The sequence below is a fragment of the Streptomyces sp. JLYT201 genome (assembly GCF_059448825.1).
The window spans coordinates 67922-81582 of record NZ_CM182551.1 but is presented as its reverse complement, the minus strand read 5'-3'; the positions used below and the strand labels follow the sequence as shown (position 1 = coordinate 81582).

12 protein-coding genes are annotated in these 13661 nt (G+C 73.6%); 6 read left to right on the top strand and 6 right to left on the bottom strand.

Features of this window, described 5'->3' with window-relative positions; translation table 11 throughout:
* Positions 1-19: 19 nt before the first annotated feature.
* Positions 20-784: a GbsR/MarR family transcriptional regulator gene (locus AC5WAM_RS00395; protein WP_366795554.1), complete on the bottom strand. Its 765-nt coding sequence runs from the start codon at positions 782-784 to the stop codon at positions 20-22.
* Positions 785-1188: 404 nt separating this feature from the next.
* On the opposite strand from AC5WAM_RS00395, the gene AC5WAM_RS00390 reads away from it, so the two are divergent.
* The gene (locus tag AC5WAM_RS00390) at positions 1189-2223 is read left to right on the top strand and encodes a Rossmann-fold NAD(P)-binding domain-containing protein (protein ID WP_495521074.1); all 1035 of its coding nucleotides are present in this window, start codon (positions 1189-1191) and stop codon (positions 2221-2223) included.
* Positions 2224-2313: 90 nt separating this feature from the next.
* Here the strand turns inward: AC5WAM_RS00390 and AC5WAM_RS00385 are convergent, their stop codons facing one another.
* Positions 2314-2790: a (2Fe-2S)-binding protein gene (locus AC5WAM_RS00385; RefSeq protein ID WP_495521073.1), complete on the bottom strand. Its 477-nt coding sequence runs from the start codon at positions 2788-2790 to the stop codon at positions 2314-2316.
* 56 nt (positions 2791-2846) lie between these two features.
* On the bottom strand, positions 2847-5156 hold the full coding sequence (locus AC5WAM_RS00380) for a molybdopterin cofactor-binding domain-containing protein (protein ID WP_495521072.1): 2310 nt from the start codon (positions 5154-5156) through the stop codon (positions 2847-2849).
* 272 nt (positions 5157-5428) lie between these two features.
* On the opposite strand from AC5WAM_RS00380, the gene AC5WAM_RS00375 reads away from it, so the two are divergent.
* Positions 5429-6193, top strand: coding sequence for an ArsR/SmtB family transcription factor (locus tag AC5WAM_RS00375; protein ID WP_495523771.1), 765 nt, complete (start codon positions 5429-5431; stop codon positions 6191-6193).
* 560 nt (positions 6194-6753) lie between these two features.
* Positions 6754-7347: a TIGR03086 family metal-binding protein gene (locus AC5WAM_RS00370; RefSeq protein WP_495521071.1), complete on the top strand. Its 594-nt coding sequence runs from the start codon at positions 6754-6756 to the stop codon at positions 7345-7347.
* 28 nt (positions 7348-7375) lie between these two features.
* Here AC5WAM_RS00370 and AC5WAM_RS00365 read toward each other — a convergent pair whose 3' ends face one another.
* Positions 7376-8020, bottom strand: a complete 645-nt coding sequence (locus AC5WAM_RS00365; RefSeq protein ID WP_495521070.1) for a hypothetical protein — start codon at positions 8018-8020, stop codon at positions 7376-7378.
* 657 nt (positions 8021-8677) lie between these two features.
* Between AC5WAM_RS00365 and AC5WAM_RS00360 the strand changes: the two genes are divergently transcribed.
* Positions 8678-9217: a GNAT family N-acetyltransferase gene (locus AC5WAM_RS00360; RefSeq protein ID WP_495521069.1), complete on the top strand. Its 540-nt coding sequence runs from the start codon at positions 8678-8680 to the stop codon at positions 9215-9217.
* Between the two features lie 96 nt (positions 9218-9313).
* On the opposite strand, the gene AC5WAM_RS00355 is transcribed toward AC5WAM_RS00360, so the two are convergent.
* Complete coding sequence (locus tag AC5WAM_RS00355; protein WP_495521068.1) at positions 9314-9730, bottom strand: hypothetical protein; 417 nt, start codon at positions 9728-9730, stop codon at positions 9314-9316.
* Positions 9731-9955: 225 nt separating this feature from the next.
* Positions 9956-11308 (bottom strand): tetratricopeptide repeat protein, encoded by a 1353-nt coding sequence (locus AC5WAM_RS00350; protein WP_366795562.1) that lies wholly within the window; start codon positions 11306-11308, stop codon positions 9956-9958.
* Between the two features lie 125 nt (positions 11309-11433).
* On the opposite strand from AC5WAM_RS00350, the gene AC5WAM_RS00345 reads away from it, so the two are divergent.
* Both AC5WAM_RS00345 and AC5WAM_RS00340 read left to right on the top strand, forming a co-directional pair.
* Complete coding sequence (locus AC5WAM_RS00345) at positions 11434-11844, top strand: hypothetical protein (RefSeq protein ID WP_495521067.1); 411 nt, start codon at positions 11434-11436, stop codon at positions 11842-11844.
* 251 nt (positions 11845-12095) lie between these two features.
* A complete protein-coding gene (locus AC5WAM_RS00340; protein WP_495521066.1) occupies positions 12096-13619 on the top strand; it encodes a glycosyl hydrolase family 18 protein in 1524 nt (507 codons plus the stop codon).
* Positions 13620-13661: the final 42 nt, after the last annotated feature.

The window sequence follows — 13661 nt, the reverse complement described above, 5'->3', positions numbered from 1 at the left end:
AGCCCGCCGCGGCGCGGTGTCACTCCTGCTCCGCCGCGGCGGCAGGGGAGGGGACGGGGGCGGCGGGGGTGGTCAGCTCCCGCCACTGCTGCATCGAGCGGATGATGCTGCGACTGACGTGGTCCAGCAGCAGGCCCATCTCCCGCAGCCGCGCCCCCGCGGGCGTGTCGGCGCCCAGGATGCCCGCGCCCTCGTACGCGGTCTGCGCCAGGGCGGCGTTGCGCCGCAGGTTGCCCAGGATGGCGCGGTGCATCACATTGCCGTCGATCATGTACCGGTCGTGGCGGCGGCCCGAGTCGCGCTCGCGGCGCACGATCTCCTGCTGCTCGAGCTGGCTGATGGCCTTGGAGACCGAGGCCGGGCTGACGTGCAGGCGCCGCGCGAGGTCGGCGGCGGTGACGCTGCCGGAGTCGGTGACGCACAGGCAGGCCAGCACCCGCGAGACCATCCCCTGCAGGCCGATGCCGACCAGCAGCCGCACGAGCTGCTGCTCGAAGTCGCGCACCGCCTGGACGTCACGGCCGTAGCCGTGGGCCTGGGCGTCGGGCACCGAGGGCTGCGCCGCGCCCGCGGCGGGGGGTCTGCCGCGCCGGGCCCGGCGCCCCGCCGCGTGGTGGGCGCGGTCGGCCCGGTACTCGCGGGGACCGCCGTTGCGCATCACCTCCCGGGTGACGGTCGACGTCGGCCGCTGCAGGCGTTTGGCGATCGCGGTGTACGAAAGCCCGTCGGCCAGGCCCGCCGCGATGTTCCGGCGGTCCTGCTGCGTCAGTCTGTTTCCTGGCATGGCTGGCTCACCTCGTGCGCTCCGTATGCGGTGGCCAGTGTGGTTTGAATTCAGCTCGTTGCAAAGCATGAATCAGCCACTCATTGCATTAATCATCAGTCCCTTTGCAAGAATTTCAGGCCGCTGACCTGCATGTTGAACTGCCCTACGGCGCCTCATTCGTTGACCTAAAAATGAACGCAACATAGCGTTTTCCATGCGGTGAAGGCCCTGGGACGGGCCCGGCGCGGCCTTTGCCGCCGCACCCGTACCGGCCCTGACACCCGCTCACCCGGGCGCGGCCGCCACCGGGCGCCCGGCAGCAGAAGGCGCCGCCCGGCCCACGAGCGACGCACCCGGCACACCGCCGGCCCCGGGCCCGGCGGCGACCTGGCCACTTCGAATCGGAGGACGAGGACATCGGCATGACCCAGCTCACGATTGGCCTCATCACGGCACCCCGCGCGTCCGGCGACCAGCGCCTGCCCCTCCACCCGCAGCACCTGGCCCGGCTGGAGAGCGCCGTCAGCAGCCGGCTCTACCTCGAGACGGGCTACGGCACCGCCTTCGGCACCGCCGACGACCACCTCGCCCAGCTCTGCGGCGGCATCTGCACCCGCGAGGAGATCTACAGCGAATGCGATGTCATCCTCGTCCACACACCGGCCCCCCAGGACCTCACCGGCCTGAAGAAGGGCCAGATCCTGTGGGCCCACCCGCACCTGGCCCACCCCGCCGAGGCCGCCTTGCAGCCCTCCGGCGGCCGGCGCGCCCTGCTCGCACCGCCCCACCCCCTATCCCCGGGGCCCGGGCACGCCCCCGCCTGCCCGCACCCGGACGCCATGGCGGGCTACTGCTCGGTGACCCACGCCCTGGCCTGCACCGGCCGCACCGGCCACTGGGGCCCGCCGCTGCACGCGGCCGTCATCGGCGACGCGGCAGCCGCCCAGGGAGCCGTCGACGCCCTGCGCGCCCAGAACATCACCGCCATCACCCGCCTCAGCACCCGCTTCCCCGCACCCGGCACCCCGCACACCGCCCAGCTGGAAGCCGACGACACCGGCACCCTCCACGCGGTCACCACCACCGGCCACCTCCCCCTGGCCGAGCTGCTCGCCCGCCACGACCTCATCGTCAACTGCCTGCCCCCGCACGCCGGTAGACCGCTCACGCTCCTGAGCCCCGCACAGGCAGCCGCCCTCAAACCGGGCACCCTCATCGTGGACGTCTCCCGCACCCCCGGCACCGGCTTCCCCTGGACCGGCCCCACCACCCTGGCCCGCCCCCTGCGCCAGGTGACCGACTCCGTGCAGTACTACGCCGTCCCCGACAGCCCCTCCTACCTGTGGAACTCCGCGACCTGGACCCTCAGCACCGCGCTTTTGCCCCACCTCGCCACCGTCGTGGCGGGACGCGCCCGCTGGACCGCTCCGCAGCAGCGCCCGCAGCCCTGCCGGTAGACAGCGGACGCCATGGGCGGCCAACGGGCCCGCCTGCTCCCGGCGCCGGCAGACACCGACGACCAGGAGCCGGGGGAGGGGGAGGTACCCTCACATCCGCTCGGCGCCGGCCCGGATCGCCTCGCGGATGCGGACGTACGTACCGCAGCGGCAGATGTTGCGGATGCCGTCCAGGTCGGCGTCGGTGACGGCGCGGCCCTCCTGGGCGAGGCGGCGCACCAGGGCCACGGCGGCCATGATCTGGCCGGGCTGGCAGTAGCCGCACTGGGCCACGTCCTGCTCCAGCCAGGCCTGCTGCATCGGGTGCAGCTCGGCGTCCACGGTGGCGGCCAGGCCCTCGATGGTGGTGACCTCGTCGTCGGGGGCGAGGTCCTTGACCGGGATGGCGCAGGGGTTGGCCGCCTTGCCGTTGAGGTGGCTGGTGCAGGCCTTGCAGACGTTGATGCCGCAGCCGTACTTCGGCCCGGTCACGCCCAGCAGGTCGCGCAGCACCCACAACAGCCGCTCGTCATCGGCGGCTTCGACGGTGACCTGCTCGCCGTTGAGGCGAAACGTGTGCTCGGGCACGGCAACTCCTTGGTGTGGGGCGGCCCTTCACGGGCGCAGGGCGGGGGCGGGGCGGTTCAGCGGACGTGGTCCAGGCCGTCGGTGGGCGAGGCGGGCACGGGCGGCACGGTCGGCTTGGGCGTGAAGGAGAGCGTGCCGTGGTTGACCGGGAAGCGGGTGGGCATGGTGCCCGTCGCCCGCCCGTAGGCGCAGGCGACGGCGGCCATGGAGGCGGCCACGCCCAGTTCCCCGGCGCCGCCGGGCTCGCCGCCGGCGGAGGGCATGAGCAGGACCTTCAGCTCCAGGGGGGTGTTCCACTGCCGGGTGTAGAAGTAGTTGTCCCAGCTCGCCTCGAGGAAGTGCCCCTCGCGCAGGTGCAGGCTGGAGGTCAGCACCTGGGCGATGCCGTCCATGACGGCGCCCGTCATCTGTGCCTCCAGGCCGCGCGGGTTGACGGCCAGGCCGACGTCCACGGCGACGACGGCCTTGGTGACGCGCGGCCCGCTCACCCCGTCCCGCACGGGCCTGTTCACCGTTTCGGGACGGCAGTCGATCTCGACGAGGACGGCGCTGGCCGAGCGGTACTCGCTGTGGAAGGCGATGCCCTGCGCGGTCCCGGCCGGCATCGCGCGCCCCCAGCCGCCGGCGTCGGCGGCCTTGTCCAGGACGGCCCGGAAGCGTTTCTCGCGCAGCAGGCCGCGCCGGAAGGCCAGGGGGTCCTGGCGCATCTTCGCGGCGAGCTCATCGATGACGAGCTCGCGCGCGCACACGACGTCGGGGGAGTAGACCCCGCGCATGCTGCCGGTGTTGAAGCCCTTGTTGGTCTCGCTCAGCAGCCGGCTGTGCACGGCGATGTCGTAGGGCATGGACTGGGTGAGGTGGAAGAAGGTCTGGGAGAACGCGGCGTCGCCCACCGGCAGCTTCGCGGCCAGGGCGGTGAAGACCTCCCCGAGGCCGTGGCCGAAGTCGGTGGCCACGCTGGTGTGCCGCTGCTTGTAGCTGAGCACCGCGCCGCCGGCGTAGGCGGCCCGCACCCGGGAGGTGGCCATGGGGTGGGCGCGGCCCTGGCGCGCGTCGTCGGCCCGGTGCCACATCAGCTTGACCGGCTTGCCGAACGTCTGGGAGATCTCGGCGGCTTCCAGTGCGGCGTCGAGGAAGAGCTTGCGCCCGAAGGAGCCGCCGCCCTCGGTGACGTGCACGGTCACGGCGCCCGGGGCGAGCCCCAGGCGGGCCGCGATGGCCTGCTTGGCGACGATCGGCGCCTTCAGGCCCGACCAGATCTCCGCCCGGTCCGGCCGCACGTCGGCGATCGCGCAGTTGGGCTCCAGCGCGCTGTTGCCGCGGAAGTGGAAGGTGAAGCGGGCCTCCACCGACGGCGTCAGCGCGGGCAGCCCCAGCGGCAGTTCCGCCTCCTTGAGCTCCTGGAGCACCGACTCGTCCGAGGCGCCGTCCACGCTGCCGGGCCTCCACGCCACCCGCAGCGCGCGCACGGCCTCGATGCACTGGCCGAAGGTCCGCGCGCGCACCGCGACCCCGGTGGAGACCACGCCGACGTCGGTGACGCCCGCCATGGCGCGCACCTCGTCGAGGTTGGCCACCGAACCGACCCGGCCGTTGATGGTCGGCGCCCGGCACACCATGGTCGGCCGCGCGCCGGGCACGTCGAGGTCCATCGCGAACTTCTTGCGGCCCGTCACCGCGGCGAGCGCGTCGATGCGGTTGTGCGGCCGGCCGATGACGGTGAAGTCCGCGCGGTCCTTGAGGTCCACCCAGGTGCGCCGCACCGTGACGCTCGCCGCCTTGGCGGCGAGCTCGCCGATGCCGATGCCGGTGCCCGCGCCGTCGGTGACGGTGCCCGCCCGCAGCGTGAGGCGGGCGAGCGGGGCGCGCAGTTCGGCGGCCGCGGCCCGCAGCAGCCGCTCCCGGGCGACGGCGGCGGCCACCCGGATGGGCAGATAGGTGGAGATGGTGGTGTTGGAGGCGCCGGTGAGCTGGTTGAACACCAGCTCCGGCCGGGCGTCGGCCAGGGTGACGCGCACCCGCTCCAGGGGCACGTCCAGCTCCTCGGCGATCAGCATGGCCGTCGACGTGGTGATGCCCTGGCCGACCTCGGCCCGCGGCAGCGCGAAGGAGACCGTGCCGTCGGCGTGCACCTCGACCGTGATCAGGTTCGACGTCGGCAGCGCCGCGGTGGTCATCACGTCGTTGAGGTCCACCAGTTCGGTGATGTCCGCCTCGGCCGCGGGCGCCGCCCCCAGCTCGGCGGCGGTCACCAGGGTGGGGGCGGCCAGCACGAACCCGAGGAACCGCCGCCGCCCCACCCCCTCCCCGCCTTGCGGCTCAACTCCCGTACCGGCCGCGTCCGTTGCCTTCCTGCGTGAACGCATCCCACATCCCATCCCGGCCCCCGCACGCACCCGTACGGCCGCCGCCCGCACCCCTCGGAAAAGATCAAGACGAACTCTACGTCGCCCACTCGGTCACCGAGCGTGCCCCCACGGCTCACCGAGAACAAGGGCCGCGGCGGCCACAGTTGCGCACGGGCGCTCCGCCCGGCCGGGGAGCGCGGAAAGCCACGCGGCGGCCACGCGGAGTAGCTTCATGCTCACTATTTGACATGCAAGGAAATGCTTGCATTATTGGAGGGGTGAACGATGACATGGACAAGGTCTTCAAGGCCCTGTCCGACACGACCCGCCGACTCCTCCTGGACCGCCTGCACGAGGACAACGGCCAGACCCTGGGCGGGCTCTGCACCGGCCTGGAGATGTCCCGCCAGGCCGCGACCCAGCACCTGGCACTGCTGGAGGCCGCCAACCTCGTCACCACCGTCAAACGGGGCCGGGAAAAGCTCCACTACCTCAACCCCGTCCCCATCCACGCCCTCCAGGAGCGGTGGATCGGCAAGTTCGACCGCCCCCGCCTCGCCGCACTGGGCGCCCTGAAACAGAAAGCGGAAAGCGCCATGACCACCCCCCACACCGCCAAGCCCGACTTCGTCTACACCACCTACATCGAAGCCACCTTGCAGAAGGTCTGGCAGGCCCTGACCGACGCCGACATCACGGCCGCCTACTGGGGCCACCACAACGTCTCCGACTGGCGGCCCGGCTCGCCCTGGGAGCACCGCCGCACCGACGGCAGCGGCGTCGCCGACGTGACCGGCACCGTCGTCGAGGCCACCGAACCCACCCGCCTGGTCGTCACCTGGGCGAGCCCCGGCGACGAACGCCCCGAGGGGCCCTCCACGGTCACCTTCGACCTGAAGCCGCTCGGCGGCACCGTCCAGCTCACCGTGACCCACGAGAACCTGCGCGACGACGCCGAGCGCCGCCAGGCCGCGGGCGGCTGGTCCGCGGTCCTGTCCAACCTCAAGACCTACCTGGAAACCGGCAAACTCCTGCCGCTGCCCGCCTGGTCCTGACTCCACGGCCCGGCACGCTCCACGGGCCCCGGCGCTCCACGGGCCCCAGCGGTCCACGGTTTCTCCGGGCGCTCCACGGTCCCCCCTCGGGCGCTCCACGGTTTCCCCGGGCGCTCCACGGGTCCCGAGGCACCCCACGACCCCGGGCTCCGCACCCACCCCGGGCTCCTCACCCGCCCTGCGCCCGCATCCACCCGCTGGGGCCCCGCCGCCCCCGAGGTATCGCCCCGCCCCGGGGTGCCCCACCACCCCTGAGGCGCCGCACCGCCCCTCCCCGGCCTCCCGGGGCCCCACAACGCCCCTGCACCCCAAGGCACTTCACCGCCTAAGACGCCCCACCGCCCCCGAACCGCCCCGCCGCCCCGAGATGCCGCCGCGCCCCGGAGCGCCCCGCCCCCCGGCGAGGTCCTGCACCGCCCCTCAAGGCACCCTGCGCCCCCCCACACCCCTGTGCCCCAAGGCGCGCCCATGCCCCAGCAGCACTTCCGAGCCCCGCGAAACCCCCGAGCCCCGCGGAACCCGCACCCCCGCAACCCCCTCCCCACCCAAGGAACACCACCATGTCCCCCTCCGCCCCGGCCACCCGCTTCCGCCGTACCGCCGACGGATTCGCCGCCCGCCTCGCCGCCGTCCCCGCCGACCGCTGGGACGCGCCCAGCCCCTGCCCCCAGTGGAGCGCCCGCGACGTCGCCGTCCACGTGATCAACGAGTCCCGGCGCATCCTCGCCACCGTCCACGGCAGCGAACCCGCGCCCCTGCACGGCGTCGCCGTCGCCGAGATGGGAGGCCTGCCCCGCCTCGCCCCCGGCGCCGATCTCCAGGCCGCCTGGAAGGAGATCGCCGACGGCCTCACGGCCGCCATCGACGACCCCGCCTGCCTGCGCGCCCAGATGCCCACCTTCGCCGGCCCGCAGCCCTTCGCCGACATCGTGGAGACCCTGCCGGAAGACGTCCTGATCCACACCTGGGACCTCGCCCGCGCCACCGGCGGCGACGAGCGCCTGGACCCCGACGTCGTCACCCACGTCCACGCCCACCTCGAGCCGATGGACGAAGCGCTGCGCCAGCCCTGGGCCTTCGGCCCCAAGGTGCCCGTGCCGCCGGGCGCCGACGCGCAGACCGCCTTCCTGTGCTTCGTCGGCCGCCGCCCCTGAGCCCCACCGGCACGGCACACCGGCGTGCTCACCCCAGGCACTCCTGGGCGAGCGCGCCGGTGAACACCTGGCGCGCGTGGGTCCGCATCCGCGGCCCGTACGCCGGGGCGTCGGCCAGCGCGGCATAGCCCTGCCCCGCGCGGGCGATGAGCCCGGCCGTGTCCGCCAGGTACACATCCAGGCCCGGGTACATCAGCTCGATGCAGGGGAGGTCGTCGATGCCGAGTGCGAACACCGGGTACTCGCCGTACTCGTCGACGGCGCAGGTGGCCAGGACCCGGCGGGAGTCGGATCCGCCCGGCAGCAGGAAGCACTCGTCGAAGCGGGCCGACAGCGGCTCGTAACACGCCCCCCACCCGTCGCCGAACTCCTCGCGCGCGAGCCGGCCGAGCGTGCGCGGCGTGAAGCCGCAGGCAGGCCCGAACCAGCCGAAGCGGCGCAGCAGTTGGCTGTCGAAGGCCAGCCGGCGGCGCAGGCTCGGCGGCAGCGGGCGGCCGCTGGGGAACACGGCACCGTCCAGCACGTCGGCGGGCAGCGGCGAGGGCGGCGCGGACACCCAGGGACCGGCCCACGGGGCGTAGTCCAGGACCGGCCGGGAAGGGGCGGCCTCGACGCGGACGATGACGCGTTCGGTCAGAGAGACGCCGTGAACGGCGGAAGCCGGCAGAGCCATGCGTGGCGATCCTCTTCGTCGAGTCCGTCGAGTCCGTCGAGTCCGTCGAGTCCGGTGGATACCTCGGGGCACCTGAAGGTAGGCCCTGCCACTGACATGCACCGTCCGGACGGCACCGGATCACGCATGCCGATGGCCCGGCCACAGGGCCACCCGCCGGGCCGGGTATGCCGACCAGCCCGGCTCCAGCTCCCAGCGGATCCGGGGCACCGCGCTGCGCGGCTACCGCGCCTCGCCCTTCACCGGGAACACCTCCGCCGCCCCGCCCGCAGTCCCGGCCGCGGGGGAGAGGCGGATCGACCCGGCGAGCACGCACACGCGGCGCACATCACCACCACGGCGACCGGCTCCGCAGGCCCCACCGACCCGGTCCTGACGGTGATCGGCCACCCGAGGCCCCATCAAGTCCGAACGGGCCCGCAGGCAGCGGGCGCCACGACCACCGGACCCCACCCACCCGCGCGCCCGGGGGGCATGACCGGCGGGCCCCACAGCGGCCCGCTCAGGCGGGCCAGCGCCCGTGCGCCCTCACGACGGCCGGGCGGTACGCACCCGCACACCCGCCGGGCCCGCCCTGGCGCACGGACACCCCGAGCGGTGCGCCGGAGCCCCGGATCGCGGCGGGCGATGTCAGTGGGTCCTGCCAGACTCCGCGCCATGACCACCGACTCCTTCCACCTGCATCAAGTCGCTTCGGCCCGGGACATCGACGCGCATGTGCGCCAAGCCCTGCTCGAGTGCTGGGTCGATGTCACCAACGACGGCGGCGCCGCCGGCTTCCCCTTACCGCCCCTCAGCACCCAGCAGGCCGCGCCCGCCCTCGACACCATCATCGCGGGCCTCGCCCCGCACACGTCCCGCCTGCTGACCGCCTGGGACGGCAGCGAACTGGTCGGCTGGCTGCACCTGAGCCGCGACTCCTCGCCCCTGACCGCCCACTGGGGGACCGTGCACCACGTGCAGACCCACCCCAGCATGCGCGGCCGGGGCATCGGCGCCGCCCTGACCGAACACGCCCACCACGTCGCGGCCCACGAGATGGGCCTGGAGCAACTGCACCTGGCCGCACGCGCCGGAGCGGGCCTGGAGACCTTCTACGCCCGTCTGGGCTGGCAGGAGATCGGCCGCTGGCCCGCGGCCCTGCGCCTGGCCCCCGGAGACGACCGCGACGAAATCCTCATGCTCCTGCACCTGTAACCCCCGCCGGGCGCCCGGCCCGCCGTCCCCGTACGGCGCCGCGGGCAGCGCGCCGCGGCGAGCAGCGCGGGCACCGGGCCCGGGCGGGCCCGGTGCTCACGCGGCGTCGAGGGCGTCGGTGATCTTGCGGGCCATGGCGGTCAGGGTGGGGCCGGGCTCGGCCCGGTGGGCGTGGGCGGCGGCCTGGACGGCGGTGGTCACGGTGGCGTGGAAGTTGGCGGCTTCGGCGGGGGAGTGGCGGTGGAGCAGCTGCATCGCCGCGGTGAGGGCGGGCAGGACGTGTTCGGCGAGTGCGGCCGTGGTGGTGCCCTTGAGGTTCTTGAGGGGGGTCTTGGCGGCGAGGACGTGTCCGACCTGGCCGGTGGCGGAGGTCAGGGCGATGGTGCCCTGGGTGGCGGTCTTGTGGGGCTTTCCGGCGGCGTCGGCGGCGGCCATGAGGGAGACGGCGCCGTAGGCGGCGGTGCGCAGGGTGTTCTTGTCCTGGTCGGTGAGGGTGGTGAGGGTGAGGGACATGGTGTGCTCCTTGAGCGTTTCGTGCCGGTGGTGGGGGCCACCGGGTCGGTGCTTGATGTCTCTACGATCTCCGCCGCTGCTGTCAGCGCCCTGACACCCCGCTGACACCGCCCCTGACACCGACACCCACCACCAGCACCCCGCGCACCCCGCCCCGTACAGCAGGGCGCCGCGCAGCCGGGCACCCGCCCGCGGGGCCGGGGCACCCGCGGGCCGCCTCCTCGCTCACCCGGACCCCGGCTGCCGGGCCGTCAGACGCGCCCACGCCCGCTGGTTGTAGGGGCAGCGGGAGCGCAGGCTGATGCGTTCGCTCAGCAGCGCGCGGCCCAGGTCGTACCGGCCCGCGTGCAAGGCGGCCTCGACCAGGGTCTTCTGCAGGGCGTCCCGCTGGGCATGGCTGCCGCCGAACTCCTGGAAGCGGTAGCGCAGCGCAAGCAGCAGGTCCACCACCTCGGCGTAGCGCCGCTGCCCGTACGCCACCAGCGCCCGGCACACCGGAAGGCCGATCTCGGCGGTCATCGCGACGTTGGACGGCCCCGCCCCGGCGTCGCGCAGCCACTTCTCCCGCTCACGGATCAGGCGCTGGGCGTCGCCGATGCGGGCGGCCCCGACGTAGGCCATGACGGCATGGACGTCGTTGAAGGCGTAGTGGGGACCGTCGCCCCGGCGCGCCCACGCCTCGGCCAGCACGGGCCACCGGCCGCCGGTGTCGGCGCCCGCGAGATACAGGCGCCACAGCAGCGCGGCGGCGTCCAGCAGCTCCATCGCCGCCCCGGCCGAACCGTCGTGGTGCAGGGCCGCGTCGTAGACCGCCAGGACCTTGTCGGTGCGCCCCGTCTCCAGCAGGTACAGGGCGTAGTGCCACCAGTTGTGGACGTTGAGGTAGTTGCCGGCCGACCAGGCCTCGGTGCGCGCGTCGAGGTAGCCGATGCCGTCCTCGTGCCGTCCTTGCATCTCAAAGGCGTGGACGACGGCGTGGATGCCCCAGACGTCGCGGGCGTTGCGTTCGACGGCTTCCAGGCCGACCTGTTCGGCCAGGCCGTAGTGCCCGGCCTCCTCCAGGCCGAAGGCGTACATGCCCTGCAGCAGGCCGTAGTGCGGATCGTCGCGGTCCCAGGCGGCCAGCGCGCCGCCGATGCGGTCGCGCAGGAGGACGGCGTTGCCGGTGAAGAAGTCGATCTGGTGGCCGACGGCCAGGGCGAGGATGTCCTTGGGGTGGGCCACCACGAGGTCGCCCAGGAGCCGGCCGGCCCGGTGCAGGTCGCCCGCCAGCCAGCAGGAGGCGGCCTCGGTGTGCAGGCGCTCGCGCACGCTCAGCCCGCCTGGGTCAACGCCCTGGCGGAACGCGGTGAACGCTGCGGCCGCCGCGGCCGCGTCCTTCTCCTCCGTGCCGAGCAGTCCGAGGTAGGCGCGGAAGACGTGGCCCATGGCGGAGCGGGGCGAGGCCTCGAGCACGGCCCCGACCTGCCCGGACACCTCCTCGCGGAAGAAGAGGAGGTCCTCCAGGGCCTTCTCGTAGTGCCGCACCGCTGCGGCGCCGGTGTCCGTCATCACCTGGCCGTGCCGGTCCACGCTCACCCTGCCCGCCTCCCGAAGGCCGCCCGCGAGAACCCCGTCCCGCCGCGGGAACCCTGCCCCGCAGCGGGGACGCGGACACCCCGGCACGCGGCGGCCGTGCACCGCTGCGGGGATAGCGTTGCGGCATGACCTTCTCGCCGCCCCGGTTTCCGCCGTATCCGGTCCGCGGCGTGTGCGTGCTGCACCAGCGCCACAACTGCGCGCCGCACTTCGCGGGGATCACGGTGGACTTCGAGCCCGCCGCCGAGGGCTTCGCCTTCCGGACGGCCCCCGGGCTGACGGTCGCCTACGAGCCTGCCGGGGACCTGCCGCGCTTCTTCGCGGCCGCGGCCGCGGGGATCGAGGAGCAGCTGCGCCTGCCCGGGCACGGGATCGTGGTGGCCGTCCGGGCGGTGCTGCGGGCGGCCCGCGCCGATGCGTTCGGCTCGCACGAACTGGCGTTCAGGGTCGCGGGCTGTCTCGCCGCCCGCCAGGCGCTGGAGCGTACGGCGGCGGCGCGCACGGGGGAGGGTCCTGCCGGGGCCGGAGGTTGTTGAAATTACGGTCAAGCGGTACGGCCGCCCCGCCCCGGACGGCCGCCCGCGGCCCGGGGCGGGGCGGCCGTCTGACCAGCGGCCCCGCCGCGCGGCGCCGCACACGGCCGCTCCCGGCACGGAACGCCCCCGGAATTGGTCTAGTCCTTGCTTGGTCCATACCATTGACATGCCTATGACCACATGGCTACCTCATGGTGCAACCGCCCCGCGTCAGCCCCTCCCTGACGCCCCTTCACCCCTTTGGGATGGCCATGAGACGTATGCGTTCCCTCCGTGCCGCTCTCGCCGCGGCGGCCATCGCGGTGGCCGCTCTGGGCCTGACCGCGCTCCCCAGCACCCCCGCCCAGGCCGCCACCCCGCTGCCCGCCCATGTCTTCGCCCCCTACTTCGAGTCGTGGACGGGCGAGAGCCCCGCCGCCCTCAGCGCCCAGTCCGGCGCCAAACACCTGACGATGGCCTTCCTCCAGACGGCGACGAAGGGCTCCTGCACCGCCTACTGGAACGGCGACACCTCCCTGCCCATCGACACCAAGTCCTTCGGCGCCGACATCAAGACGATCCAGGGCCGCGGCGGAGACGTCATCCCCTCCTTCGGCGGCTACACGGCGGACACCACCGGAACGGAGATCGCCGACAGCTGCACCGACGTCGACCAGATCGCCGCCGTCTACCAGAAGGTCATCACGACCTACGACGTCCCCCGGCTCGACATGGACATCGAGGTCGACGCCCTGGACAACACCGCCGGCATCGACCGCCGCAACAAGGCGATCAAGAAGGTCCAGGACTGGGCCGCCTCCACCGGCCGCAAACTGGAGATCTCCTACACCCTGCCGACGACCACCCGGGGCCTGGCGGACAGCGGCCTGGCCCTGCTCAGGAACGCGGTCACCAACGGCGCGCGCGTCGACATCGCCAACATCATGACGTTCGACTACTACGACAACGCCCAGCACGACATGGCCCAGGACACCAAGACCGCCGCCCAGGGCCTGTACGACCAGCTCGCCAAGCTCTACCCCGCCAAGACCCCCGCCCAGCTCTGGGGCATGATCGGCGTCACCGAGATGCCGGGCGTCGACGACTTCGGCCCCGCCGAGACCTTCACCCTGCCCAACGCCAAAACGGTGTACGACTGGGCGGTCTCCAAGGGAATCAACACGCTCAGCTTCTGGGCCCTGCAGCGCGACAACGGAAAGTGCCCCGGCGGCGGAGCCAGGGACGACTGCTCCGGCATCGAACAGGGCACCTGGGACTTCTCCCGCGTCTTCGCGCCCTTCACCGGCGGCAACACCCCGCCCAGCGACGACTTCTCCCTGTCCCTCTCCCCGCCCGCCGCCACCCTCAAGGCCGGCACCTCCGCCACCAGCACCCTGAAGACCGCGGTCACCGCGGGCAGCGCCCGCACCCTGGACCTGAGCGTCAGCGGCGCACCCGCCGGAGTCACCGCCTCCCTCAGCCCCGCCTCGGTCACGGCCGGCGAGACCTCGACCCTCACGGTCTCCACCACCACGGCAGCCGTCAACGGCACCTACAGCATCGTCCTCACCGCCACGAGCCCCTCCGCCGCCCACTCCACGACCTACTCCCTGACCGTCACCGGCGGCAGCGGCCACCAGTGCACCGCGGCCCCCTGGTCCTCCGGCGCCGTCTACACCGCGGGCCAGCAGGTATCCCACAAGGGCCACACCTGGAAGGCCAAGTGGTGGACGACCGGCGAGGAACCCGGCACCACCGGCCAGTGGGGCGTCTGGCAGGACCTCGGAGCCTGCTGACCCCCTCGCGCCCACCGGCCCGGCCGACCCCTCACGCACCCC

Bases quoted from the DNA above. Each gene is read 5' to 3' on its own strand.
- AC5WAM_RS00395 (WP_366795554.1), bottom strand. From the start codon at position 784: ATGCCAGGAAACAGACTGACGCAGCAGGACCGCCGGAACATCGCGGCG.
- AC5WAM_RS00390 (WP_495521074.1), top strand. From the start codon at position 1,189: ATGACCCAGCTCACGATTGGCCTCATCACGGCACCCCGCGCGTCCGGC.
- AC5WAM_RS00380 (WP_495521072.1), bottom strand. From the start codon at position 5,156: ATGCGTTCACGCAGGAAGGCAACGGACGCGGCCGGTACGGGAGTTGAG.
- AC5WAM_RS00375 (WP_495523771.1), top strand. From the start codon at position 5,429: ATGGACAAGGTCTTCAAGGCCCTGTCCGACACGACCCGCCGACTCCTC.
- AC5WAM_RS00370 (WP_495521071.1), top strand. From the start codon at position 6,754: ATGTCCCCCTCCGCCCCGGCCACCCGCTTCCGCCGTACCGCCGACGGA.
- AC5WAM_RS00365 (WP_495521070.1), bottom strand. From the start codon at position 8,020: ATGGCTCTGCCGGCTTCCGCCGTTCACGGCGTCTCTCTGACCGAACGC.
- AC5WAM_RS00360 (WP_495521069.1), top strand. From the start codon at position 8,678: ATGACCACCGACTCCTTCCACCTGCATCAAGTCGCTTCGGCCCGGGAC.
- AC5WAM_RS00355 (WP_495521068.1), bottom strand. From the start codon at position 9,730: ATGTCCCTCACCCTCACCACCCTCACCGACCAGGACAAGAACACCCTG.
- AC5WAM_RS00345 (WP_495521067.1), top strand. From the start codon at position 11,434: ATGACCTTCTCGCCGCCCCGGTTTCCGCCGTATCCGGTCCGCGGCGTG.
- AC5WAM_RS00340 (WP_495521066.1), top strand. From the start codon at position 12,096: ATGAGACGTATGCGTTCCCTCCGTGCCGCTCTCGCCGCGGCGGCCATC.